The 24557-nt window shown below is 43.8% G+C and carries 19 protein-coding genes and 2 rRNA genes; 15 read left to right on the top strand and 6 right to left on the bottom strand.

Going from position 1 to position 24557, the window contains the following annotated elements; all coding sequences use genetic code 11:
• Positions 1–23: 23 nt before the first annotated feature.
• From L6E24_RS08660 to L6E24_RS08670, 3 genes are all read left to right on the top strand, one after another.
• Positions 24–2950: ribosomal RNA gene (locus L6E24_RS08660) — 23S ribosomal RNA — on the top strand.
• 108 nt (positions 2951–3058) lie between these two features.
• Positions 3059–3180, top strand: a 5S ribosomal RNA gene (rrf, locus tag L6E24_RS08665).
• A gap of 182 nt (positions 3181–3362) precedes the next feature.
• On the top strand, positions 3363–5033 hold the full coding sequence (locus tag L6E24_RS08670) for a hypothetical protein (RefSeq protein ID WP_257741589.1): 1671 nt from the start codon (positions 3363–3365) through the stop codon (positions 5031–5033).
• 111 nt (positions 5034–5144) lie between these two features.
• Here the strand turns inward: L6E24_RS08670 and L6E24_RS08675 are convergent, their stop codons facing one another.
• Complete coding sequence (locus L6E24_RS08675; protein WP_257741590.1) at positions 5145–5375, bottom strand: YwbE family protein; 231 nt, start codon at positions 5373–5375, stop codon at positions 5145–5147.
• A gap of 221 nt (positions 5376–5596) precedes the next feature.
• Between L6E24_RS08675 and L6E24_RS08680 the strand changes: the two genes are divergently transcribed.
• The 3 genes from L6E24_RS08680 to L6E24_RS08690 all read left to right on the top strand — a co-directional run bounded on the left by L6E24_RS08680 (position 5597) and on the right by L6E24_RS08690 (position 8411).
• Complete coding sequence (locus L6E24_RS08680; RefSeq protein ID WP_257741591.1) at positions 5597–6496, top strand: ABC transporter ATP-binding protein; 900 nt, start codon at positions 5597–5599, stop codon at positions 6494–6496.
• The gene (locus tag L6E24_RS08685) at positions 6486–7679 is read left to right on the top strand and encodes an ABC transporter permease (protein ID WP_257741592.1); all 1194 of its coding nucleotides are present in this window, start codon (positions 6486–6488) and stop codon (positions 7677–7679) included. The genes L6E24_RS08680 and L6E24_RS08685 overlap by 11 nt, the downstream gene beginning before the upstream one ends.
• A gap of 267 nt (positions 7680–7946) precedes the next feature.
• Positions 7947–8411 (top strand): HEAT repeat domain-containing protein, encoded by a 465-nt coding sequence (locus L6E24_RS08690; protein ID WP_257741593.1) that lies wholly within the window; start codon positions 7947–7949, stop codon positions 8409–8411.
• A gap of 254 nt (positions 8412–8665) precedes the next feature.
• On the opposite strand, the gene L6E24_RS08695 is transcribed toward L6E24_RS08690, so the two are convergent.
• Positions 8666–10624: a response regulator gene (locus L6E24_RS08695; RefSeq protein WP_257741594.1), complete on the bottom strand. Its 1959-nt coding sequence runs from the start codon at positions 10622–10624 to the stop codon at positions 8666–8668.
• 254 nt (positions 10625–10878) lie between these two features.
• Between L6E24_RS08695 and L6E24_RS08700 the strand changes: the two genes are divergently transcribed.
• The 6 genes from L6E24_RS08700 (at position 10879) to ruvB (ending at position 18122) form a co-directional block, all read left to right on the top strand.
• On the top strand, positions 10879–12741 hold the full coding sequence (locus tag L6E24_RS08700; RefSeq protein WP_257741595.1) for a sensor histidine kinase: 1863 nt from the start codon (positions 10879–10881) through the stop codon (positions 12739–12741).
• Between the two features lie 101 nt (positions 12742–12842).
• A complete protein-coding gene (gene tfrA / locus L6E24_RS08705) occupies positions 12843–14495 on the top strand; it encodes a fumarate reductase (CoM/CoB) subunit TfrA (protein ID WP_257741596.1) in 1653 nt (550 codons plus the stop codon).
• A complete protein-coding gene (tfrB, locus tag L6E24_RS08710) occupies positions 14495–15961 on the top strand; it encodes a fumarate reductase (CoM/CoB) subunit TfrB (protein WP_257741597.1) in 1467 nt (488 codons plus the stop codon). Before tfrA ends, tfrB begins: the two co-directional genes overlap by 1 nt.
• A 91-nt stretch (positions 15962–16052) precedes the next feature.
• Entirely contained in the window at positions 16053–16523 is a 471-nt protein-coding gene (gene ruvC, locus L6E24_RS08715) for a crossover junction endodeoxyribonuclease RuvC (RefSeq protein ID WP_257741598.1), read from the top strand.
• A gap of 1 nt (position 16524) precedes the next feature.
• Positions 16525–17124, top strand: a complete 600-nt coding sequence (ruvA, locus tag L6E24_RS08720; RefSeq protein WP_257741599.1) for a Holliday junction branch migration protein RuvA — start codon at positions 16525–16527, stop codon at positions 17122–17124.
• Positions 17125–17129: 5 nt separating this feature from the next.
• A complete protein-coding gene (ruvB, locus tag L6E24_RS08725; RefSeq protein WP_257741600.1) occupies positions 17130–18122 on the top strand; it encodes a Holliday junction branch migration DNA helicase RuvB in 993 nt (330 codons plus the stop codon).
• A 3-nt stretch (positions 18123–18125) separates the two neighbouring features.
• Here the strand turns inward: ruvB and L6E24_RS08730 are convergent, their stop codons facing one another.
• The 4 genes from L6E24_RS08730 to L6E24_RS08745 all read right to left on the bottom strand — a co-directional run bounded on the left by L6E24_RS08730 (position 18126) and on the right by L6E24_RS08745 (position 22244).
• Positions 18126–20132 carry an RNA/DNA-binding domain-containing protein gene (locus tag L6E24_RS08730; RefSeq protein ID WP_257741601.1) on the bottom strand — a complete coding sequence of 669 codons (2007 nt, stop codon included), beginning with the start codon at positions 20130–20132 and terminating at the stop codon, positions 18126–18128.
• 78 nt (positions 20133–20210) lie between these two features.
• Positions 20211–20573 carry a YgdI/YgdR family lipoprotein gene (locus L6E24_RS08735; RefSeq protein ID WP_257741602.1) on the bottom strand — a complete coding sequence of 121 codons (363 nt, stop codon included), beginning with the start codon at positions 20571–20573 and terminating at the stop codon, positions 20211–20213.
• 141 nt (positions 20574–20714) lie between these two features.
• Positions 20715–21605 carry an MBL fold metallo-hydrolase gene (locus tag L6E24_RS08740; protein ID WP_257741603.1) on the bottom strand — a complete coding sequence of 297 codons (891 nt, stop codon included), beginning with the start codon at positions 21603–21605 and terminating at the stop codon, positions 20715–20717.
• 30 nt (positions 21606–21635) lie between these two features.
• The gene (locus tag L6E24_RS08745) at positions 21636–22244 is read right to left on the bottom strand and encodes a HEAT repeat domain-containing protein (RefSeq protein WP_257741604.1); all 609 of its coding nucleotides are present in this window, start codon (positions 22242–22244) and stop codon (positions 21636–21638) included.
• A 91-nt stretch (positions 22245–22335) separates the two neighbouring features.
• On the opposite strand from L6E24_RS08745, the gene L6E24_RS08750 reads away from it, so the two are divergent.
• From L6E24_RS08750 to L6E24_RS08760, 3 genes are all read left to right on the top strand, one after another.
• Positions 22336–22686, top strand: a complete 351-nt coding sequence (locus L6E24_RS08750; RefSeq protein ID WP_257741605.1) for a hypothetical protein — start codon at positions 22336–22338, stop codon at positions 22684–22686.
• A gap of 211 nt (positions 22687–22897) precedes the next feature.
• The gene (locus L6E24_RS08755; protein ID WP_257741606.1) at positions 22898–23653 is read left to right on the top strand and encodes a PP2C family protein-serine/threonine phosphatase; all 756 of its coding nucleotides are present in this window, start codon (positions 22898–22900) and stop codon (positions 23651–23653) included.
• 104 nt (positions 23654–23757) lie between these two features.
• Complete coding sequence (locus L6E24_RS08760; RefSeq protein WP_257741607.1) at positions 23758–24540, top strand: FHA domain-containing protein; 783 nt, start codon at positions 23758–23760, stop codon at positions 24538–24540.
• Positions 24541–24557 lie beyond the last annotated feature (17 nt).

Genomic DNA, 24557 nt, shown 5'->3' on the forward strand with positions numbered 1-24557 from the left:
GATTTTAACGGTTAAACCGATAAAATGCTGAATTACGTTCTGCCTGTCAGTGAATGGCTCGGTTCGAGTGCCGACGAAGGGCGTGCCAAGCTGCGATAAGCTCCGGGAAGACGCAAGGATTCTATGATCCGGAGATACCCTAATGGGACATCCTGTGACATTAAGTCACGATCGGTAACGATCGGTAACCCCCCGAATTGAAACATCTCAGTAGGGGGAGGAAGAGAAATCAAACGAGATGTCGTTAGTAAAGGCGATCGAAAACGACAGAGTTCAAACTGAATCCCGGCAACGGGAGATGTGGTGTTGATAGGCCCACTGTTTTTGTGAGATATGAAGTGGAATTTGTTCTGAAAAGTCAAACCAAAGAGGGTGACAGTCCCCTACACGTAAATCTCTCACATATATGTGGTGTCCTGAGTAGCGCGGGTTGGAATTCTCGCGTGAATCCGGGGGTCATCAACCTCCAAAACTAAATACTCCTCGAAACCGATAGTGTAATAGTAGCGTGAGCGAAAGCTGAAAAGTAACCCTGAAAAGGTGGTTAAAAGTGCCTGAAACTGGCAGGCGATGGTGTGTTATGGCGTTAAAGGATCTTTACCGCGAAAGAATCAGCCGCGAGGCTGTAGTATGGGCGGTATTGCCAGCGTCATAACTTACGTTTTGAAGAACGGGCCAGAGAGTTTATTCTGTCGGCGAGGTTAACCCTGCGGGAAGCCGAAGCGAAAGCGACAGGTTCGTAGTGCCTTACGGCACATGGGACGACGTATTAAAAGTGCGTGAAGTCGGCAGGATAAGACCCGAAGCCTAGTGATCTATGCGTGGGCAGGCTGAAGCGTGACGAAAGTTGCGTGGAGGGCCGAAGCGGTATTGATATGCAAATCATTCGTGTGACCTGCGTATAGGGGTGAAAGGCCAATCGAACTAGGCATCCGCTGGTTCCTCTCGAAACATGCCGTAGCATGACCTGGATGGAGATAGACGGTGAGGTAGAGCACTGATTGTGGGAGTTGGGGAAGAAATTCCTTACCCTGCTGTCAAACTCCGAATTCCCCGTCATCTGAGAAGTCCGGAAGTCCGCACTGCGGGGTAAGCTTGTAGTGCGTAAGGGAGACAACCCAGACCGTGGTTAATGTCCCTGAGTGTAGGTTAAGTGTAAACACTAAATGAGGTCCCAGGCCAAAAACAACTGGAAGGTGAGCTTAGAAGCAGCTACCCTTTAAAAAGTGCGTAACAGCTTACCAGTCTAGGTTTGGGGCGCAGAAAATGGACGGGGCTCAAACCTACCACAGATACCACGGACCATATATTAATATGATGGCGTAGAGAGGCGTTCTGCATGGGCAGAAGCAGGGGTGTAAGCTCCTGTGGACCGTGCAGAAATGAGAATTCTGGCATTAGTAGAAGCATTAGATGGGTGAGAATCCCATCCGCCGGAGGGGCTAGGTTTCCTCGACAATGTTCGTCAGTCGAGGGTTAGTCGGTCCTAAGGTGTATCGTAACTCGAGTACGTCGAAAGGGAAACAGGTTAATATTCCTGTACCATCGGCCAATAATCCTGACGCTTCGGGATATGCTGTGCAGGGCCGTCGCCCTGTTTAATCGTATAAGCTCTTGGAGAACCGCAATGGTGAGAATTGAGTGAAAGCGTGATGAAGTAATACAGCAAATTCCTGGAGCCCGTGAAAAGGGGGCCAGATGACCGTACCGAGATCTGACACAGGTGCCCCTGGCTGAGAAGGCCAAGGCGTATCGGTTTAATTGTGTTTAGGGAACTCGGCAAAATAGCTCCGTAACTTTGGAATAAGGAGTGCCTGCTTGGAGATCAAGCAGGTCGCAGTGACTCGGGGACTCCGACTGTCTAATAACAACATAGCAGACTGCAACTCGGAAACGACTAGTATAGTCTGTGATTCCTGCCCAGTGCGGGCATCTGAAAACCGGGTACAACCGGACGAAGGACCCGTAAACGGCGGGGGTAACTATGACCCTCTTAAGGTAGCGTAGTACCTTGTCGCTTAATTGGCGACTTGCATGAATGGATTAACGAGAGTCCTACTGTCCCAAACACAAGTCCGTTGAACATTTTATCCTAGTGCAGAGGCTAGGGACCCCATATGGGAAGTGAAGACCCCGTGGAGCTTTACTGCAGCCTGTCGTTGTGTTACGGTATTCCTTGCGCAGAGTAGATGGGAGACTTTGATCCTGCCCTTGTGGGGGCAGGTTAGTCGTAATCTGAGACACCATCCTTGGTTTACTGTAACACTAACTCGTTTACGAGGACATCGGTAGGTAGGCAGTTTGGGTGGGGCGCCACACCCTCGAAAAGGTATCAAGGGTGCCCCAAGGTCAACTCATGTGAGTCAGAAACTCACAGAAGAGTGTCAAGAGCAAAAGTTGGCCTGACGCTGATACGAATAGCAAGTATCTGCGAGAGGAAACTCGGGTCTAACGAACCAATACGCGCTTTTGATGAGTGCTATTGACGACAGAAAAGCTACCCCGGGGATAACAGAGTCGTCGCCGGCAAGAGCACATATCGACCCGGCGGCTTGCTACCTCGATGTCGGTTCTTTCCATCCTGGCTGTGCAGCAGCAGCCAAGGGTGAGGTTGTTCGCCTATTAATGGGGATCGTGAGCTGGGTTTAGACCGTCGTGAGACAGGTCGGTTACTATCTATATGGGGTGTCGGGAGTCTGAAGGTAAGATGGAAATAGTACGAGAGGAACTTTCCGTCGTCGCCACTGGTAGACCGGTTGTCCGACAGGGCAATGCCGGGTGGCTACGCGATAAGGGATAAAAGCTGAAAGCATCTAAGCTTGAAACCTGACCTGAAAAGAGACTCCGTCACAGGACGCGGGTAGAAGACCCGTTTGATAGACCTGGGATGTACGCACGAAGGCAACGACGTGTTCAGTCCACAGGTACTAAAGTCCGATAATTCGGCAACGGAAACATTACTTAACCGTTAAAATCCAGACGAAATCGTTGTGTGAATGCCAATATGCCGGATAATTGCAGACAATAATTCAGGTTCGTGACCTGATGTCCGGTCTGTGATTGCGGCCATAGCGGCGGGGAAACACCCGGACTCATCTCGAACCCGGCAGTTAAGCCCGCCCACGTTGGGTGCTGTACTAAGATACGAGAGTTCTTGGGAACCACCTAACGCTGCAATTGCTCATGTGAGTGATTGTCTCTTCTGAAAAGTTAATTGCCTCTACTGGCCAGTTTATCTCTGTAATTTTAAATTCTGCTCTAATGCCGTTTTTTGCTCAATTAGTGTTTATTTATTTTTTGTTTTATTCCCGGAGATCTGTATTATCCCGTGACACGTCATATCTGGCAATGGATGATCAATAATGTCAAAAAAGGAGATCCTGAACCAGATCTTATTTCCCCTGAGATCAGGGAATTTTAATGAAGATTCTAATGATGACGGGACTGAAGAACCAGATATATCTCTGCCGGAAGCCCTGCCGATAACTGTAAACTTTGGACTTCTTGTAAATTGTGATGAATTTAATGTTGATGCAGTCTCCGGTTCAGTAATTGAAACCTTAAAGAGAGTTGATAAAGTATTATCTGAAACTCCTCATATCTTTAAATTTCTTCTTCCGGGATGTCACGGAAAGAAGGAAGAAATGCTCAGAATGGTCTTTGAAAAACTGATCTGCACAGAGGATCTGAGGCTTGAAACTCAGTTTTTCATTCATTCTGAATCTCATGCGGATATTAATGAGTTTTTCATCCCTGGAATTTCATGTAGTATTCAGGAAATCTCCGGAGAAAGACGTGCATTGGGCTATGACCCTATATCAACCACAATTGTTGAAAATGGCACCCTGATGATAATTATCGGTGATTCTGATACTGATGATCCGGATATCAAACCGGGCAGCATATATCTGCTTGCAAAGCGTTATGGAAGAACTGTAGTCTCTGTCAGTCCTGCTGACGGGAAAATAAGTGATTATCCTCATGATGACCGGATTTTTGAATCATATTCATGTCTGAATGAATATAATAAGGAAAAAATCAGTATTCATGCCTTTAAACAGAGAAGGAAAACCTCCATAGAGAAACTCCGGAGTGAATATCTAAAGGCCGGAATAGATGAAGATATGATAAAACCATCCTATGATTATCTGCTTCCGCATTATCTGAAGGCAAGAATTCTCGGCAGACAATACTGGTTTAAATATGCCCTCGTAGGTGTGATGATATATCTTCTTTCAGCCTTTGCTGTCTTTACAATTACTATGCAGACACTGTTTTTCCCGGATAATCCGGAGTTTGTATGGGTTGAAGTTGCTGAAATTGCATTAATTATACTTCTGATGGTATGTTCAAGAACCGGGAATTATCATATTAAGTGGATTGATTACAATTTTCTGGCAGAAAGAATCAGGAGTGCTTTCTTTCTGAGGTTTGTATGCACAGTATGTGAAAAACCTGAAGACCTCCCTTCTATGAGTCCTGTAAGGGTACCAAATGACTGGATGGTTATGACTTTTGAGGCTATAATCTCATCAGGTAAAATGAGTTACTGCAACAGGGAAGTGCCTTTTGACCCGGTAAAAAAATTCTTCATATCAGCGTGGATCCAGAACAGGATCGAATTTTATGAACATGAAGCAGGAATGGCCGGATTAAGATATCACACTTTTGCTATATGTGGAGAGATTATATTTGCAGTAACCATGGTTCTTGCCATTGCTCATGCACTTGGAATCGGTCACTGGGAGAGATTTATGGGTGCCGAAGTTCCGTTGATAATGGCTTTTCTGACAATTACACTCCCTGCATTTGGTGCTGCATTATCTGCAATCAGAGTTCAGAGGGAATATCATAGAAATTCGGAGAGGTACTCACATCTGCTGAGGCACCTTACTGCAATAAAGACGGAGATGATACATATTACAAATATGAGTGATCTATGTGTCCTCTTAAGGGAGATGAATGAAATGACATTCCGGGAAATTAATGACTGGAAGATAGTATTCAGATACCATAATATTGAGGCTGTCTAAGGCGGATCAGATCTTATGAATCTTTTTAATCCACCTGATTATTTTTTCCAAATATTTTTCTGATTTTTCCGGTTCAATACATTATTTTATACAGTCCGGATTTTCAGAGTATTATTCTCCTGAAATTTCTTTAACTCTTCCGACCTGTCCGTCAGAGAGCCTCACCTTAATCCCATGCGGATGGTATGAGGAGTTTGTCAGTATTTCACTCACCTTTCCGTCTGTGAGCTTTCCGCTTCTCTGATCTCTCTTCAGGACAATTTTAACCAAAATTCCGGGAGTGATATTATTTCTCTGTCTTGCATCGGTAATGATAGTCATCTCTTTACTTTTTCTCTTCATTATTTTAGGCAGAAATGAAATATTTCTTTGGTTTGCGGAAATCCGGACTCGTCTGATCTCATCTCTGATGTCTCTTCTCCCCTCTTTAGATCATCTTAGTTATGATCAGGCGCTGTTCTCATATGATTTATTGATCTAATCTTCTCTATATCCGGATGCTTTCTTTTCAGCGTCTATTACTTCCTTTTCTCCGGCGAAGTACTGCATAAGGATAGGATCATATGCAGGAATCAGAGTATGTTCTTGAAACTAAAGGACTTATAAAAAATTTTGACGGCAGACGTGCCCTTGATGGTGTCAGTATGTCTGTATATAATGGTGAGGTCTTTGGTCTTCTTGGTCCAAACGGCGCAGGAAAGACAACGATGATACGGATAATCCTGGATGTATTCAGGCCTGATGAAGGCGATGTAAGGATTCTGGGCGGCCCCTTCTCTGAAAATACCAAGGACAGAATAGGTTATCTCCCGGAAGAAGGGGGACTTGACAGAAAATTAAAGGTTATTGATGCCCTCAGGTTTTTTGCCGGACTTAAGGGTATGACAAATCCCGAACCTGAGATTGAACTCTGGCTAAACCGCATGAAACTCTCTGATTATCGGGAGAAGAAGGTTGGTGATCTAAGCAAAGGTATGTCAAGGCGACTTCAGTTTATTGTTTCAGTAATACACAGGCCTGAGCTTCTGATTCTGGATGAACCGTTTTACGGCCTTGATCCGGTGAACAAAAAACAGATTAAGGACATCCTACTCGAACTGAAGAGAGATGGTATGACCATAATAATGTCAACCCACCAGATGGATGAGGTTGAGAGGATGTGCGACCGCATCCTGATGATTAATAATGGCAGGTCTGTATTATACGGCAATATCAATGAGATAAAAGAGAGATTTGGCTTCTCAGCAGTGGTGGATTATGAAGGCATTCTTCCACAGATGGATGATGAATATATTGAATCGGTGAATGATTACGGCAGCCATGCTGAGATGGTCTTAAAACCCGGTGCAGACAGTCAGAAGATTCTTAAGCATCTGATGAAGTCTGTCAGTATAAGAAAGTTTGAGGTCAGCACAAGATCACTGAATGATATCTTTATTGGGGTCGTTGAAGATGAACAGTAAAACCTTAAAGATAGCGGGGCATGAATTTAAAAAAACCGTCATAAGAAAGGGTTTTATCTTTGGGACATTTGTTCTGCCTCTGCTAATCGTTTTAGTATTTGGTCTGGTATTTTCCCAGATGCCTGCAATAGAAGAGGGATTTTCTGACTCCGGAGATCTCGGTTTTATTGATAATTCCGGAGTTATTTTCCCTTCCGGAAAATTCATTCAGTATGATTCCCGGAGTTCTGCCTCGCAGGCAGTTGCAGCGGGTGATATTTCCGAGTATTTCGTTGTCCCGCAGGATTATATTGAATCCGGAAATATAACTGTTTACTCTGAAAACAGTCCCTTAAGCTCCGGAAATTCAATAGGTGATATTGAGGAGTTTCTCAGGGGCAATATCGTTGAAATTTCTGTCAATGATCCGGTAAATTCCGGAAGAATCATATCTCCGGTATCAAACGCCGGATATGTCACAATCGGCAGTGAAGGTGAAGAGAAGGAGAGTAAATCCGCGGGTATGATCTTAATTACATTCTGCCTCTCATTTATGCTTGTATTCAGCATTCTTACCTCATCAGGCTATCTTATGCAGGGGATCGGTGAGGAGAAGGAGAGCAGAAGCGGTGAACTTATTCTCTCATCTGTATCTGCCGATCAGCTGCTCAGGGGTAAGGTGCTGGGATACGGCGGTGTCGGATTTTTGCAGATGGGCGTCTGGCTTGCAATGGCAGGAGCTGTGATATTATTAATTCCTGTACCCGGACTTTTTGAAGATCTCTCCCTCTCATGGATGTTTATTCTGACGCTTGTATATTTTGTCCTGGGATACTTCCTCTATTCGGTTTCGATATCATGCACCGCCTCAATTGCCTCAACGTCAGCCGAGGCTCAGCAGACCTCTATGATATTTACCATGTTTGCAGTCATTCCCCTGATTATGCTCCAGTTTATTATGGCAGTGCCCGATTCTCCTCTTGCAGTTATTCTGTCATACTTCCCCTACACATCTCCATTTATTATGATGTTTAGAATTGCACTCGGAGATGTTCCGGCCTTTGAGATTTTCCTGAGCCTTGCAGTTCTTGCAGTCTCAATTATGATTGCTGTGAAGCTCTCTGCAAAGATCTTCCGTGCCGGAATGCTGATGTATGGTAAAAAGCCGTCTCTTAGGGAGATCCTGAAATATCTGAAGAACTGATGTCCGGAATGTGGGGCATCCTCTGACAATACTCCGGAATCTTTTTTTTGGTTAATCTGTGGCTTTCTGGCTGATTTTTGCAGTTCTGCCGGTTTTTATCTTTCTGCCGCAATAATCAGTTATATATGTGGCTTTTGGTTTGCTCTTCCGGTTTATATATTTATTAATTCCGGGTGAAAAAATTATCAGTGGGGCTTATTAATTTACTATAAGACTAAGTTAACCATTGGCGTTGGGGGCGCCGGAAAGAGAAGGAGAGAATATCATATGTCAGACAAGATTATGGATAATCAACATCAGATTAATTTTCCAGTGCCTGAGAGACATTACAGTACAGTCCTTCACAGAAGAAATCCTCATGCACAGAGTGAAGATGCCATTATATTTCTCAGCAGCATTTTAAACCGCTACGAAGAGAATCTGAGGGCATCAGGTACACTGCCGGCTCTCTCATCCGGAGTTACAGATCAGTTATTTAAGATGACTGATGCAATGCCGGTCAGTGACCGTTTACTCATTTCAATGGCACTTGTAAATTTTGGAAATCCATCATCGACAGCTCTCTTTATAAATTCTCTACACCATGAAAATAGCATAGTCCGGTACATCTCTGCCGAAAGTCTGGCAAAAATCTGTGATCCGAGATCCATCGATCAACTCTTCACCCTTTACAATGATGAATCCGTGTCTGTACGTCTTGCAGCTGATAAAGCCCTTATTAAGATGCTCTAAGGGTAAATGTTCGCTGTAATATCCATTCAGGTATAAATATCCGGAGAACTGCCAGAAAAGTACCGGAAAAAACTGCGGGGGCAAATAATATTTTCCATAAATATTGCGTCAAAAATCAGAATTAATTACACCAGAATTAAATGATGCGCGTATCTATGGTGAGATATTTTTTGCCGGCCCGGGTAATTTTTTTCAGGGCTGGTTAAGGTTTAATTTTTTATTCATGAAGTTCCCATCCGCAGGTGGGCAAAAGTTTACTCTGAAGAATTTTCTGTGTTTATTATATACGGTACTGATGCATTTTTATAATACTGAAACAGTCTCTCTCCCCACATACATGCTTCAGGTGAAGTGCTTACAAGGTACTCTATAGAATCAAAAAATTTACAGTTGTCTGTCATTAATTTCATCTCAAAATACTTTTCTGTAACTATAATACTGAATGTGTGTGGGAATTTTGAGATGTGAATTTTTACAAAAGATGTTAATCTTTCATCAATATCCCTGATATGTTCTCTCAATTCAGGTCTCTCTTCTGCTTCATCTTCTGAAATAACGAATTCACAGTTGTGGTGGCGGCAGATCCGTGGAAATGATATTGACGGAAGGGAATGGAGTGAATAATCTGAAACACCGTGAAGATATTTCGGCTCAAGAAGATGACTGCTGTTCAGTTCTTCGTTACTTATTATCTCATCCGGAGAATTATAATGAACTTCAGCATGTATCAGTTCGTACAATGTGTCCTTTGCAAAGTCGGGCATCCAGTCGAGTGAGTGCCCTGCCCAGAAGTCTTCATTTCTGTATATAACTGCCGATGTCAGAATATATTCCTCAAGATGTACTGCTACAATTCTGCCCTTTTTTGTGAGGCAGTATTCATGATCCTTCTCATCAATGAGTCCTTTCTCTTTTAACCATGCTATTTTAGGTGATAATGCCACAGAGGAACTTCCGGTAATCTCCCTTAACAGGTACCTGGATTTCATCTCCTCATATAGTGCCAGAAGTATTGTTGTCTGGATGGTAGATCGTATTATTGCCTGGGCATCTGATTTGTTCCTGATAAAAAAAGAGATGTCTTCTTCACTGTAATCCCTTTCTTCCTGTTCACTGCTCAGTTTATGGCATTCCCTGTTAATTGAAATTATAAATCCTTTTATTTTGTCTGCGATTATAGATCCGGGGACAGTGAGCCTGTACTCATTGTTATTTTTATTGACAATATTTTTTTCTTTAAGAGCTTTAAGCCTTGAAGTGATATTCGGGGTGCTTGAATTGTTAATTTCGCATAATTCCCCCATGTTTTTTGGGCCGTCTGCGAGGGCAAATATAATTGTGGCGGCTATATCTGCTATAAGTGGGAACTGAATTGCAGCAAGGTTATCTTTATAGTGCTTAAGTTTCATCTCAAGTGATACTGAATGGCTGGCATCGCCCTCTTTCTTCTCCCCTTTCCTGAGTAATCTCTGGAAGTATGATATATACTGAAGATCTCCCCGACTGTTATAATGCGGCGTGATATAATTCTTATAGCGCTTTCCCATATATTCCTCATAAAAGATTGTCTCCTCTCCTTCTTCGGCGGTTTTATCTATTAAATTATTTTTTATTTCCGCAATCTGATGGGGAAGAATATCATAGAATGACATCCCTGTAATGTCGGGCTTTAAACTGTCTGAAAAAGAATTAATAAAATTTCTGCCCCCTTTGTTGACAGTAATTATTTTTTTGTCAGCATTAAGGAGGTATGCTGAATCAGGGGAATGTTCTATCATATCCTGCATTGCCTGTCTCTTATCCGACTGTGTAATTTTAATTATTCTCTCTTCTACAAGGGGTGGTATTTTTCTTTTAAGTTCAGAACATATACTGTCTATCTCAGCATCCTTTAACAGATAAAAATCAACTCCGGAATTTAAGGCTTCAATTACTACCTCTTCACTGCTTTTTCCGGTGAATATGATATATGGGATGTCATCTCCCCTGCCTCTGATAATTTTGAGCAGCTCCAGTCCATTCATTCCGGGCATGTCATAATCAGATATGATTGTGTCATAGGAGGTATTCTCAGTCATATCGAGTGCCTGCATGCCTGAATGTGCAGAATCTACCTTAAAACCGGTGAGCATCTCCATTGTGGGTTTAAATGTTTTATGCAGTATGCTTTCATCATCCACATAGAGAATGCTGATCTCTTTTTTTATACTCATAAAGCATTTTTACTTGTTGTTTATCTAGTATATATATATTTTTCAATTAAGCGGTTGCATATATCCTCAGATTACAACTATGGATGTATTTATGCTGCTTTATGTGTGGTGTGGAAGGGGATATTTTATATGTCTCCGGATTGTTTTATATTTCTCATGAAACATTCACATTCAGGCACCTGAATGCTTCATTTCTATCTGTTGCAGGCAGAAGTTGCCTGCGCATGAGTGACTTATTGTCAGGACGGTAGTTTATGCAGGAAGGAGTGGAAAAAAAGGCATCACAGCAGACAAAACTGGCACTTGGTTTTTTTGTTATATTTTTCATTCTTATTCTGATCATCTCTGTTGCAACATATACCACTTTTAGAACAAGTTTTGAAACTCAGTATGATGATCGTATGGATGATGCGGTTGTTGTTGTGATAAATCATGTAAATCTGGTTAATACGGGCTTAAATACTTATGAAAATGCCTATGATCGGGAGTTGTTGGAATCATTCTCTCTCTTTTCAGAGGCCTATGAAAATTCCGGCGGTGACCCTTCTGCAATTGATCTCAATGTTCTGAGAGATAACATCAGGCTTTCAAATTTTGGAACACTTGAACTATATATCATCAATGAATCCGGGGTTGTTGAATACAGCACTTATAAACCGGATATAGGGCTTGATTTCAGCAGATATCCGGAATTTTTTGAGAAAATTGATACAATCAGGAAAGGGGATGTATTTGTCGGGGATCGTGCAACAGGTGGGTGGTCCGGAGATGTAAATCTTAAGAAATACGCTTATCTTCCCACATATGATCATAAGTATCTGCTCGAATTCGGTTTTACATCTGAGGTTTTTGAAGAGGGAAGGAAAGTTTTCAAATACGGTGGTATTGGTGACCTGCTCTCGGAACAGAATTACAATCTCGTCTCATCAAAGGTGTATAATATTGCATTTAAAGAAGTCGGAGGTGATCTTGCAGATGACCTTACAAGAGAGAATCTCAGAACAGTTTTTAAGGAGGGTTGTGACCTTGAATATATCAACTCCTCCGGTGAGACGATAACAGAATATATTTTTATTGATCTCAATGACGGAAGCTCTCCTTCTTCAAGCCAGATGAATCTTGCTGTGAAACTGGTTTTTTCAACCGAAAATCTTAATGATACGCTGGATATGCTCTCATTTTACATCTGGATGTTCATCATTCTTGCCTCCGCCATCAGCCTTTTATCTGCCTATTATATAGCATATTACTTCACAAAACCGATCAGATCTATAATCCGTGACATTGAGGTTATTGCCGGAGGTGACCTTGATCATCCGATTAATAAAACCCAGTCTGCGGAAGGTGAATATCTCAGGGGCGAGATTGAGATTCTCGTACGAAGACTTAAGGGTGAGATCGAACTCTTACAGAAAACCTCTGATAATCTGGACAGTGAACTTGAAAAGAACAGGCGAAAAGAGGAAGAACTGAAGAAAGTGAATAAAAAGCTGACACTTATATCCGGAATTACACTTCATGATATTCAGAATCAGATTCTTGCGCTATCTTCATATGTTTATTATATGAGACTTAACAGGGAGAATGGTAAAGATGATGATGATTACTTTAAGTTTATTGATGATATTGTCCTGGCAGTTAAGGATCACATCTCCTTTGCCTCTGATTACAGACAGGTAGGGCTTAAAAAGCCGGTCTGGCAGAATATAGGTGTACTTGTTGATGAAATAATCCGGAAAAGTCCGTTTCCGGATATCAATTTTACAGTCAGTACTGGCAACCTGACTGTTCTGGCAGATTCCATGTTTAAGAGGGTGCTCTTCAATCTCTTTGAAAACTCCGTCCGGCACGGAAAGGGAGTTACTTCTGTCTCTGTCTCATTTTATGAGTCTGAAGGGTCCGGCCACCTTATTATTGAGGATGATGGGTGCGGCGTACCTGAGAAAGATAAAGAAAGGATATTTGAAAAGAAATTTGGGGAAAATACCGGCCTTGGCCTCTTCCTGGTACGGGAGATTCTTGCAACATCCGGCATGGCTGTTTATGAATCCGGCACAGAAGGGGAAGGTGCGAGGTTTGAGATCTCCATACCTGAGGGGTATTACCGCTTCAGGTGAGGTGTTTATGTTATCTCCGCTATTTTTTTGCCTGTGATGTCTGACAGTTGGTATTGATTAACTATTTCTTTATGTTATTTCAGAACATATTGGATCATAATATGGTTTCAGAGAATTTGGAATATAATGATAACAACAGAAAGGTCATCTCCTGTCATGTCCTTGTAATCGGGAGCGGCGGTTCGGGTACAAGGGCGGCAATAGAAGCATCACAATCCGGCGAGACTATTCTTGTTACCCGGACGATTGCCGGAAAGGGTGGATGCACAACTATGGCGGAGGGGGGTTATAATGCCGTTATGAAGGAGGACGACTCATGTCCTTTGCATGAGGAGGACACTCTTAAAGGCGGTGCATATCTCAATGACCCAAAACTTGTTGATATTCTTGTGAATGAATCTCCGGAAAGGATGAATGATCTTGTAAAGTGGGGAGCTGTATTTGACGTGACTCCTGAAAGGGAGATTGCACAGCGTCCTTTCGGCGGGCAGAGATTCCCCCGGACATGCTACGCAGGAGACCGGACCGGCCATGAGATTATGATGACCTTAATTGAGCGTCTGAGAAGCAGTGATGTAACGGTGCTTGCTGAGGTGACAGTCATTGAGCTTCTGAAGGCCGGTGACATTGTCTGCGGTGCTGCCGCGATTGACATAAAAGGTAATCTGGTTATTATTGAGGCAGATGCAGTTGTTCTTGCAACCGGGGGCGGAACACAGGTATATGACATCTCCACAAACTGCGCCACCGGAAACGGACAGGGATTTGCCATGGGTTACAGGGCCGGGGCAGAGCTGATAGATATGGAGATGGTGCAGTTCCATCCTACAGGTGCGGTTCATCCCTATGATGCAAGAGGCCGGCTTATCACCGAGGCTGTCCGTGGTGAAGGTGGTCTTCTCAAAGATTCAGAAGGCCGTCGTTTCATGGAAAAATATGATCCCGTACGGATGGAGTTATCCACAAGGGATGTTGTATCACGTGCCATCGCAACCGAAATTCTTGAAGGTCGTGGCACTGATAAGGGCGGTGTCTATCTTGATGTATCCCATCTGGGTGATAAGGAGATTGAGGAGAAACTCCCGGTTATGCTTGAACAGTTCCTTCTGTCCGGAGTTGACATCAGAAAGGAGCCTATGGAGGTTGCACCGACTGCCCATCATATTATGGGCGGACTGAGGATAACTCCGGAATGCAGGACCACTGTAAAGGGGCTTTTTGCCTGTGGTGAGGTGACCGGCGGTGTTCACGGTGCCAACCGCCTCGGCGGCAATGCACTGGCTGATACTCAGGTCTTTGGCAGACGTGCCGGTTTTTATGCCGGAAGTGAGCCTGAGATGGAGAAGGTTGCTGATGAGCATCAGATTGGCATAATCAGGCAGAAGCTTGATTCTTATCTCTCCGGGGATACAAATCCTGCTGAAATAAAGAAGCGCCTTAAGAGAGTTATGTGGGATGATGCAGGCATATTCAGAACCGGGGAAAAACTCAAACTCGCTTTAAGGGAGATTGCAGAACTGAAGAAGTTAAAGCCAAAGGCTGCTGATTCCGGCTCTTTTATTGACTGCTGGACTATCCAGGATATGCTTGAGGTGGCTGAACTGATTGTTAAAGGGGCAATTATGAGGGAGGAGTCCCGTGGCGCTCATGTGAGAGCTGATATTGAAACTGCGTGGAATGCGGATAAATCTCCGTTTGGGCATACTTTTCAGTCGATTTCACGCTCAGGTATTGAGAAGAAGGAGGATTGCTGATGGAGAATATCAATATTAAGATCTCACGCTTCAGCCCGGACAGAGATGACAAACCGGAGCTGAAAGATTATAACGTACAGCTCAATGACGGTGCAATGGTTCTTGATGCCCTCATTTATGTTAAGGATAATCTTGACCAGACTCTGGCGTTCAGGTACTGCTGCCGGGCAGGCCAGTGCGGGAGCTGTGCCATAAAGATGAATGGTGAACCTGTTTTAGCCTGCATGACTACGGCAGTGGATGGTATGGTCATTGAGCCGCTTGACTTTCCGGTGATAAAGGATCTCATCACTGATATTGAACCTGCACTGAAGGATATTCCGGGAGTTGTGCCATGTGAGTCCTCAGAAATCCCGACAAAAGAGCAGATCGATGCGATAAAGCCTTTAAGGGATTGTATTGAGTGTCTCTGCTGTGTATCTGCATGTCCGGCGATGAAGGTCGTGGATTTTAAAGGGCCGACTGTAATGAGGCAGGAGATGAGACTTGAGCTTGATCCAAGGGATGTAAGAAATTTTGTTCCGGGAGCGGTAAATGAGGGTCTTTTTACCTGCACTTCATGCCAGAAATGCGTCGAGGTCTGCCCGAAGGATATCAGGATGCCACATAAGGCGATAGAGAAACTGCGTGAGCTTGCAAACCGGCAGGGCTTTACACTTCCGAGGCACCAGGAGGTTGCAGAGCTTGTAAAGGTCACCGGAAGAAGTGTTGATCTGCAGAAGGAGACCTTATTCAGCCAGGTTCCTGAAGTTATTGAGCCTGAGGGTGAGGTCAGGGCTGAGGTCGGCTTCTTTGTCGGCTGCATGTACAATATGAGGGTTGTGCAGAACGGTCTTGATGCTCTTGAGGTTTTAAAGAGAAACGGGGTGCGGGTGATTATTCCAAAGGATCAGGTCTGCTGCGGCTCTCCGCTTATACGGACCGGACAGACGTCCTTTCTTGATGAGCTTAAGAGAAAGAATATCGAATGCTTTGAGAAGAGGGGTATTAAGAGGGTGATGACGATGTGCGCCGGATGTGGCTCCACTCTTAAAAACGACTATGATACTCCTTATGAGGTTATTGATATCAATGAGCTGTTAACAGAGATTGGTATTGAGCTTCCTGAAAAACTTGATGTAAAGGTGACCTATCATGACCCATGCCATCTTAAGAGAGGGCAGGGTGTGGAGAGTGAGCCGAGGGAGATTCTCAGAATGATCACCGATGATTTCGTTGAGATGCCGTCTATATGCTGTGGTGCAGGTGGTGGTGTCAGGTCGGGCCTGCCTGATGTGGCTGCAAGCCTTGGTAAGCTTAGAGATGAAGAGATCAAAAAGACCGGCTGTGATATTGTGGTCACATCATGCCCCTTCTGTGAATTTCATATTCAGGATTCCACAGATAAGCCTGTGAAGAATATAAATTCACTTCTTCTTGAGGGCTACCGGAAGAAGGATGCTCTGAAGTCCGAAGATGAGAAGTGATCTGAAACGTTCAGATTTTCTGACCAAAAATCCAAAATATTTATTTTTCTGAATTTAAAACTTAAGCATATAACGGAAGCTGAATAACATTTTGATTGTAATAGGAATTGATCCCGGACTGGCCCGTGTCGGTTTTGGTGTAATTAAGGAAGAGAGGGGAAGGATAACGGCCCTTGAATACGGGTGCATCGAGACCGGTTGTGAACTCAGGTGTTCTGAGAGGCTTCTTGAGATATATAATGCCCTCTCTGAGCTTTTCGGAAAATACGAAGCTGACTGTATCGCAGTTGAAAAGCTCTTCTTTTCAAGGAATACAACCACTGCCCTGAGTGTCAGTGAGGCCCGCGGAATAATTCTTCTGGCAGCGGAGCAGAAGGGAATTCCTATAACGGAATTTACACCAAACCAGATCAAGCAGGCAGTGACTGGTTCGGGCAGGGCTGACAAACGGCAGATGCAGGATATGATCAAAAGGCTGCTTGGCCTTGATAAGATTCCGCGTCCGGATGATGCAGCAGACGGGCTTTCGATTGCTTTATGCCACATTCACATGGTAAGATAATATGATTGCGCAATTGTACGGAATTCCGGTGCAGACCGGAGATAAATGGGCTGTTCTGGATGTCGGAGGTGTAGGTTACAGGGTTTTTCTTCCGAAATCATCACTGGACGGACTCTCCGTATCGGGCGATAAACCTGTCAGAATATATACAAATATGGTGGTCAGGGAGGACTCGGTTGCACTGTACGGATCACTGCACCCGAACGAGGTCGAGATGTTTGCGGTGCTGATCACTGTCTCCGGAGTCGGCCCTCAGACTGCCCTTAATATCATATCACAGATCAGCACTGAGGAGTTTGCATTTGCGATATTAAATGATGATGAGAAGGTGCTGACAAAAATATCCGGAATCGGGCCAAAGAGTGCAAAGAGGCTGATTCTTGAACTCCGGGATAAGATGAAGAAGATCAGCGAGACGATAGTCACCTCTGATTCCGGAACGAAAATTCCGGTGATGAACGATGCTGTCAGTGCCCTTTTATCACTTGGATTTCAGGAGAAGGAGTCAAGGACTGCGGTTGAGGCTGTGGCGGCAGAATGTGGCGATTCCTCCCTCCAGGAACTTATACGCAATGCACTTGCAGAACTTAAGGAGTACTGACTGTTATGGATGAAAGGATTGTCTCACCTGAGTCTGCCGGTGATGACGTTTATGAGGCAACGATAAGGCCGGAAAACCTTGAGAGCTTTGTGGGGCAGGAGCAGGTCAGGGAGTCACTTAGTATTGCAATTGAGGCAGCAAAGATGCGGGGTGAACCTCTGGATCATATCCTCTTCTCAGGGCCGCCAGGGCTTGGCAAGACAACTCTTGCAAATATCATCGCCAATGAGATGGACTCTGCCATAAAGACGACTACCGGGCCTGTGCTTGAAAAACCCGGCGATGTTGCGGCACTTCTGACTGCACTGAAACGCGGGGATATTCTCTTTATAGATGAGATTCACAGGATAAACTCCGTTGTTGAGGAGATACTCTACCCTGCAATGGAGGATCTCTTCATTGATATCATGATCGGTGAAGGGCCGAGTGCAAGGTCAGTAAAGTTAAATCTTGAACATTTCACTCTCATTGGTGCAACGACAAAGCAGGGACTTTTGGGTTCTCCGTTTAGGGACAGGTTCGGTATAATCTTACGTCTTTCGCTTTATACTCCGGAAGAACTAAAGAAAATTGTCTTACGGAGTGCCTCGATATTAAAAATTGAGATTACATATGAGGGTGCCGGGGAGATTGCTGCAAGAAGTCGTGGCACTCCGAGGATTGCTAACCGGCTGCTCAGAAGAGTGCGTGATTATGCCTCTGTTAAGGGTGACGGTACGGTTACAGAGGAGATTGCATCCGGGGCACTGGCTATGCTTCAGATCGATGAAATCGGGCTTGATGAGCTTGACAGGCGGATATTATCCGTAATTTCGGATGACTTCGATGGCGGGCCTGTCGGGGTAAAGACGATTGCGATTTCTGTCGGTGAGGAAGTCCGGACAATTGAGGATGTCTATGAGCCGTATCTCATTCAGATCGGCTTTATAAAAAGGACTCCACAGGGCCGGGAGACAACACCGGCTGCAAAGGAGCATCTTCTGTTGTCCGGAAAATAAGATTTAATCCTCGATATTAATATAACCGGGGACTGATTTCGGATCACTCTCTCCCTCCCCATCAACAGTCCGGTATTTCTGATATGGATGCGTGGTGACATTTTTGTATTTCTGCTCAAGCTTTCCTTCGCGGAGCATGGGGATAATGTAATGTATTCTTAGTGAATCCTTATTCCGGTTAAGAAGAGCAGACAGTTCCTCAAGCGTCAGATCCCGGTCTTTACATAATTCCAGAATGGTTGATATTACAAGTTTTTTTGGGGCCTTCTTTACAGAATTTACAGATTCTGCAATGATCTGCAATGCATCCAAATGTTCGGAGTTCTCTTTCAAATGTTCGGAGTTCTCTTTCAAATGTTCGGAGTTCTCTTTCAAATGTTCGGAGTTCTCTTTCAAATGTTCGGAGCTTGCCTTTGAACATATTTTTCCTCCAAACATTTCATCCTCCATCGGGTGCCTTCCCGGCATGTAGTAGAAAGTATTCCTTCCCGAACCCTCACTTGCCAATAATCCCTGTTTCACCAGGTGATGAAGTGAAATGGTTATGTCGTGTGGGTGCTCTCTGCTTAGCTCTCTGAGCCTGCTGTGATTTACGCAACTTTCAGAATATGCAGTTACCATCGCAAGGCGCTCGACATTTCCCAAATCGCTGAATAGATCTCCAAATTCCAATTTCAACGCATACAAAGCATCTTCCGGCAGGAGACTTGTCATCTTCAGGATGAATACAGTCTGATTACTTTCATGCCTCTCTTCGAGCATTGGCTCACGCCAGTGTTGGAGTTGCCAGTTTAGGTAGATCTTCGGGAACCCTGATCCTGCCTGTTCACCAAGGCCGATGAGCTGAAACATCTTCTGCAGATTCCGGTTACGACAGTCGCTGACTCCGCCACGGATTGCCTCTGATTTAGGAATTCTCATGAGTCCCGGATTCCTGAAACCAAAGAGACCGGGGCGTTTTACGACAAGTAATGAGCAGTTTCCGGAGTAATCTGCATGAATTATCGTATTTACCAGAGCTTCACGCAGTGCCTCGTGTACCGGTGTGTCCTCGATTCTTTCATCACCATTCAGCTTAAAGGGCACTTTCAGATCAGAGGACAGTTTTTTCATTACTGTCCGGTAGAAATCATACAGGCACCCAGACCATGATCCATCCAGAGTGATTCTGTCAATCCATCGGGTATCAGTATTTTCCCGTTCCTGATAATCTACAATATAATTGGGAACTGCATCAAGAATTGAACGGAATTTACCAAACATTAATAGTCCTGCAAGGGTAAGACCTTCTTTTCCAGTCTGGCGGTTTCGTTTCCATCCGCCTATCTGGCGCAGAAATTCTCTGTCATCACATTCATTAAACGGGTGATTTGGTTTGCGATTTGAGAACTGCTGCCGGTATATACGAAATGATTCTTTGTCAATATCATCAATGTTGAAGTCTTCAAGAGTAACGGCATCTCTGGTATCATTTGCCTGCTCACCGAGCATCTGTTTTACCAGTTCGGGCTGACACCTGTAATCGCCCTCATTCTGACGTTGATATGTCCCTTCAAGAGGATTTGTTCCGATATAGACCGGGCGCTGTTTACGTGAAGCCTGTGGGACAGAGACAATTATGATATTTTTATCGTCATCTCTGAGTGATTGTATGTCTTTATTTTGGAGTATGTTTGCACTCACTTTTTTTGGATTGTTAAGATTATTCCAGATGTCCTGAATCATCCGTTCATATTTCAGCAAATTATGAAATACAATACAATCCTCTGTTTCCTGTGCTCCAAGAATTATGATGCCCCCACTGGTATTTGCCATTGCAGAATAGGTCTCCCAGAAGGATTCAGGAACTGCTCCTCTTTTATCCCTTCCAAGTGCAGTTTTTAGTTCAACGTCAAAACCTTCCTTCAGGGAATCCAAGTCAAAAAAGTCTTCATGAATCATATTATGCTCCCTGAGGTGTGCATCAGGCAGCTCCTTTGCTATGCCCCTTTCAGTTTTTGTCTCTTTCATTGTTACCCTATAATTTTATCATCAGTACCTTAGTGGAGCTAAATTTATAGATTTCAAAGCTCATAGCTGAATATAATATTATATCTCTTTTATACTGATGATCTCAACCGGAATTCCCCACTGCTGCACTGTCATAATATCATCCTTTGTATCTGCCAGGAATCTGACTTTAAGCCCGTCTTTTTTTATATCCTCGCCGAGATTTAAGGGGTAATACTTTGTGCCGTCATTTGAGATGATGCCGTAAAATCCTCCTTCGAGATCAACATATGTGACTGTGCCATCCGTATTTATGTCCACATCCGGAGCATCCTTCCATATAGTGCTCTCACTACTGTTTGATATGCATCCTGATATCATAACAGCTGCGGAGGCTAATGCCAGGACAATAATTGTCAGACTGTACATCCGTTTTGATTTGGCAGATGAAGGGATATTCATTAAATTTATTCTGATTTCCAAAATATAAAAAAGTCATTCATGAACCCGCGGGTTCACAGATGGCAGATGAAACAAATGTTTCATAGGAGTATTATCTTGTTTTTCCGGGATTTGGCTGCTGAATAGTGTTTGCTCTTCTCTTCAGTTCTGCAAATCCGGACTGTTCAGATCGAGAACGACACCAATACCTGAATAACCTGTGTCACAGTACTGTGAGAGCTTCAGAATTTCATCAAACCCGGTGCAGTGTCCGGGGTATATCCTGCCTTTGACATTATCTCTCAGGTATTCTCCGGTCTTTTTAATCTTCTCATCCGGCAGTCCGGCAAGGTGAAGCCCGCCCATTATGCCGATTATCTCCTGCTCCTCTCCAAAGGCGGTCTTTGCCTGCTCGACAATGGAACAGATTCCGGAATGCGAACATCCGGTGAGGACAAATATACCCTTATCTGTTCTTAATGCAAGGGCGGTGTCATCCGGAATGGTATCGACAGTAAATCCTTTATCTCCTGTCTCATCCTGATACACCGACCAGTCACCAGGGTCCTCAAAGTCAAAAATCCGGTTGATCCCGCCAAGGAAGACTATATTTTCTGAAAGCTTTACAGGTTCTGACGTGGAGGTTACGCTGAAATATTTTTCAATATCCTCTCTTGTAAATGGATTTCCGATATATCTCAGGCCGTCATCGTCTCTTGCATACCTCTTCCTGAAAAACTCCGGGTGTACAACAACTTTGGTTTTATTGTTCTCATCCGGAACCGGACTGCCTTTCTCTTCTGCCTCCTGAATGGTGTGAATCATATGGAGAATTCCGCCTGTATGGTCATAGTGGCCGTGTGAGAATGCTATGATCTCAGGTTCAAAGACATCAATGTCCATCAGTTCGGCATTTTTTGCGAATAAATCCGTTTTTCCGGTATCGAATAGTATTTTACTCTCGCCGTCTTCAACCAGTGCTGAAAAGCCGTGTTCCCCGGAGAAAGGGGATGCAAATAGGACTGAATTTTCTGTAAGTATTGTTATTTTCATTTGTACCACTCATTTTACAGGTGAAACAGATTAAACTGTCTCTTTTTCGGAGGGCATCTCCGTTGCTGTTGTGTTATCAAGCCTCTCCTGAAGTCCGGCTGTTGCATAGATAGATCGTATGACTGAATCAATCTCTGCAAGGTTTGAATCCGGATTTGTGTTCAGTTCCAGTGAGAGCAGGGGCAGTACAGGGCCGCCGATCTTGATTAGTGCAAGTGATGCACCTTCAGTCTCTTCCTGATCTCCGGTATTAAGAGCATCGATTAACGGCTGATATGCCGGCTCACCTATACATGCCAGGATATTTGATGCCCATTCACGCTGGTTCTTATCATCTGATGACAGCAGTCTGATCATAGGTTCAACTGAAATTTCACCCATCTGGCAGAGGGCTACGGCTGCCCATGTTGCTGACTGTTTATCTTCAGATGAGAGCATAGCACTCAGCTGCGGTATGGCGGGTGTTCCGGTCTCTGCAAGTGCCTCCGCTGCCTCCTTCTTCTCTTCCTGTGTGCCTGATTTAAGAGAGTCAATGTACCCTGAAATCTCTGCATCTCCACTGCTCTCTCCTGTACATCCTGCAAAGAGAGAGATTATCAGAAGCAGGGACAGTAACACTGATGTCCAGAATATTTTCATTATAAATCTGTTGAACCTTTCTGAAGAAAAAAGTCATGTATGCAGAATTCCGGATGAAAAGCATTAATTAGTAATCTGCCTGTTTTAAATTATGGTTATTAGCGAAGTTCCCTGTCCAAAGTGCGGGAAGACCGGATTATATGTCGAAACGCCATCTGACAATGAAGTGTGGGTAAAATGCCATGAATGTGATCTTTTTATCGGCATGAGTGATGAAGACTGGCACAGGATTCATAATTCTCCCAATCTTCATGAAAAAATTGCAAAGCTCTATAGAACAGAATATCCAGGGTCTGTCTCAGGGAGATCGTGCCGTGCGTGTAAATCTGAGAAGGATGATCTTATATTTGGGATCTGCAAATCCTGCCTCTATAAATTTCTGATCGTAATTCTTGTCATAATGGTCATAGGATCCTATGCCATCTGGATGGCTGTGCTGTAATCCGGGATATTTATATCCTATATATTTTTTATTTAACCCTGCGGGAATACCGGTTAACCTATACTATATAATATATTAATAACTCCTGAAATACAATCTCTACATGTATCATAAATCCCATTCTCCTGACAAGAAAAGAGGGTATGGGAATAGATAACATTGAAATGGCTTAATTATCTTATAACACAACAGGCTAAACCTTAAGAATTAAATGTCAGATAATATATGCCGGAAACTGGAGTCTTCCGGAAGAGCAGATATGGATTACAGTTGTGTGACAGTTCCGGGTAAACGTGTTTACAATGAAGATTCCTGTATAGTTGAAGCTGTGGCTGACGGCATACTGCTTGCAGTGGCTGACGGCCTTGGCGGGCATGCTGCCGGTGAGGTGGCATCCGGAATCGCTATTGATACGCTCAGGTCTGTTTTTATGACTAAATACAGAACCGGGGCCGGAATTTTGGGTGCAGAGGCTTTAATGCGCCTTGCATTTGAGGAGGCAGACCGGATTATAACTTCAGAGGCGAAGGATGAACGGGAAGGCATGGGCACGACTCTCTCCGCAGCATTTATTATTGATGGTTCAGTTATTGTCGGAAATACCGGGGATTCAAGGGTTTATCTTCTTGACGGAAGTCTCAGGCAGATTACAAAGGATCACTCTCTTGTCCAGGAACTTGTGGACAAGGGAATGGTGGATGCTGAATCTGCAAGATTCCATCCGATGAAGCATATAATCAGGCATTCTCTCGGTGGTGATTTCAGGGTTGACATAATATCTGATACACTAAGCCCTAAAATAACGCTTCTTCTCTCAACAGATGGCCTTCATGATTATATTGGTGCAGACCGGATTGAAGAGATATTAAAAGAGGGGGATGCCTGTGAGGCAGCAAAGAGTCTCATCGATGAGGCTCTTTCATCTTCAGATGACAATATCACAGCAGTTGTTATGAGGACTGACTGACCACTGTTATCAGGACTGACTGAATACAGCCCTTCTTGATTACCTGAGGGCTTTTAAACTAATTAACATCTCTATATTTACAGAATAAGGATAAGGAGGCTTTTATGGCAGGAATTTATGACGGAAATGAGAAGACAATTGCAATTAATTCTGACCCGGATTTTTATGAGGACTTATCTGAGTACTTAAATGTCCTCTCTAACCCTACAAGGCTCAGAATGCTGAAATTCATTGAACATCATCCAAAAGAAGTGCGTGAGATCGCAAAAGAGATCAATACCAGTTATGAGAACACAAAGAAGCACCTTGATAAACTGCTTAAGACCGGAGTTATAAAAAAAGAGGCCGGTATGGGACGACAGACCTCTAAAGGTGCTCTTCCGGTCTGGAAATATTCGATAATTCCGGGTGGGATGGAAGGAATAATCAGGAATTTAAGTATATTCTCAAATGTTGATGTAAGGATTGGCGAGAGTGAGATCAATGAAAAACTTGAGAATATAAGAAAGATGATTGCAGAAGATTCAGGCTCTGATGTACCTGTCCTGGTTATGCTTGGGGGGGAAGCTGACGGGAGTGCCTATCCTCTCAAATCAGATGATGTCAGGATTGGCAGGGAGGATAATTCTGCTCCCCAGTACAGTTCTTCAGATGACGCTGTTGTAGTTCCGGGTTCATATGAAGCCGTAACAAGAATTTCAAAACCCCATGCACGGTTTTTTAAAAGGCATAATATCTGGTATTTTGAAGACTGTGACTCCACAGGCGGTTCTTTTATAAACAGCGAAAAGATAAGTCCTTTCAGAGAGACTGCGTTAAAAGGCGGAGATATGATTGACCTTGGACGGGGTGCCCGCGGTGCGAGGCTCATATTTAATGCCCTTTAAGTAATATATTATATTAT

The sequence above is a fragment of the Methanoplanus endosymbiosus genome, from assembly GCF_024662215.1.
Taxonomy (GTDB): Archaea; Halobacteriota; Methanomicrobia; order Methanomicrobiales; family Methanomicrobiaceae; genus Methanoplanus; species Methanoplanus endosymbiosus.

Coding starts and splice junctions, on each gene's coding strand:
- L6E24_RS08670 (WP_257741589.1), top strand. CDS start 3,363: ATGTCAAAAAAGGAGATCCTGAACCAGATCTTATTTCCCCTGAGATCA.
- L6E24_RS08675 (WP_257741590.1), bottom strand. CDS start 5,375: ATGAAGAGAAAAAGTAAAGAGATGACTATCATTACCGATGCAAGACAG.
- L6E24_RS08680 (WP_257741591.1), top strand. CDS start 5,597: ATGCAGGAATCAGAGTATGTTCTTGAAACTAAAGGACTTATAAAAAAT.
- L6E24_RS08685 (WP_257741592.1), top strand. CDS start 6,486: ATGAACAGTAAAACCTTAAAGATAGCGGGGCATGAATTTAAAAAAACC.
- L6E24_RS08690 (WP_257741593.1), top strand. CDS start 7,947: ATGTCAGACAAGATTATGGATAATCAACATCAGATTAATTTTCCAGTG.
- L6E24_RS08695 (WP_257741594.1), bottom strand. CDS start 10,624: ATGAGTATAAAAAAAGAGATCAGCATTCTCTATGTGGATGATGAAAGC.
- L6E24_RS08700 (WP_257741595.1), top strand. CDS start 10,879: ATGCAGGAAGGAGTGGAAAAAAAGGCATCACAGCAGACAAAACTGGCA.
- tfrA (WP_257741596.1), top strand. CDS start 12,843: ATGGTTTCAGAGAATTTGGAATATAATGATAACAACAGAAAGGTCATC.
- tfrB (WP_257741597.1), top strand. CDS start 14,495: ATGGAGAATATCAATATTAAGATCTCACGCTTCAGCCCGGACAGAGAT.
- ruvA (WP_257741599.1), top strand. CDS start 16,525: ATGATTGCGCAATTGTACGGAATTCCGGTGCAGACCGGAGATAAATGG.
- ruvB (WP_257741600.1), top strand. CDS start 17,130: ATGGATGAAAGGATTGTCTCACCTGAGTCTGCCGGTGATGACGTTTAT.
- L6E24_RS08730 (WP_257741601.1), bottom strand. CDS start 20,132: ATGAAAGAGACAAAAACTGAAAGGGGCATAGCAAAGGAGCTGCCTGAT.
- L6E24_RS08735 (WP_257741602.1), bottom strand. CDS start 20,573: ATGAATATCCCTTCATCTGCCAAATCAAAACGGATGTACAGTCTGACA.
- L6E24_RS08740 (WP_257741603.1), bottom strand. CDS start 21,605: ATGAAAATAACAATACTTACAGAAAATTCAGTCCTATTTGCATCCCCT.
- L6E24_RS08745 (WP_257741604.1), bottom strand. CDS start 22,244: ATGAAAATATTCTGGACATCAGTGTTACTGTCCCTGCTTCTGATAATC.
- L6E24_RS08750 (WP_257741605.1), top strand. CDS start 22,336: ATGGTTATTAGCGAAGTTCCCTGTCCAAAGTGCGGGAAGACCGGATTA.
- L6E24_RS08755 (WP_257741606.1), top strand. CDS start 22,898: ATGTCAGATAATATATGCCGGAAACTGGAGTCTTCCGGAAGAGCAGAT.
- L6E24_RS08760 (WP_257741607.1), top strand. CDS start 23,758: ATGGCAGGAATTTATGACGGAAATGAGAAGACAATTGCAATTAATTCT.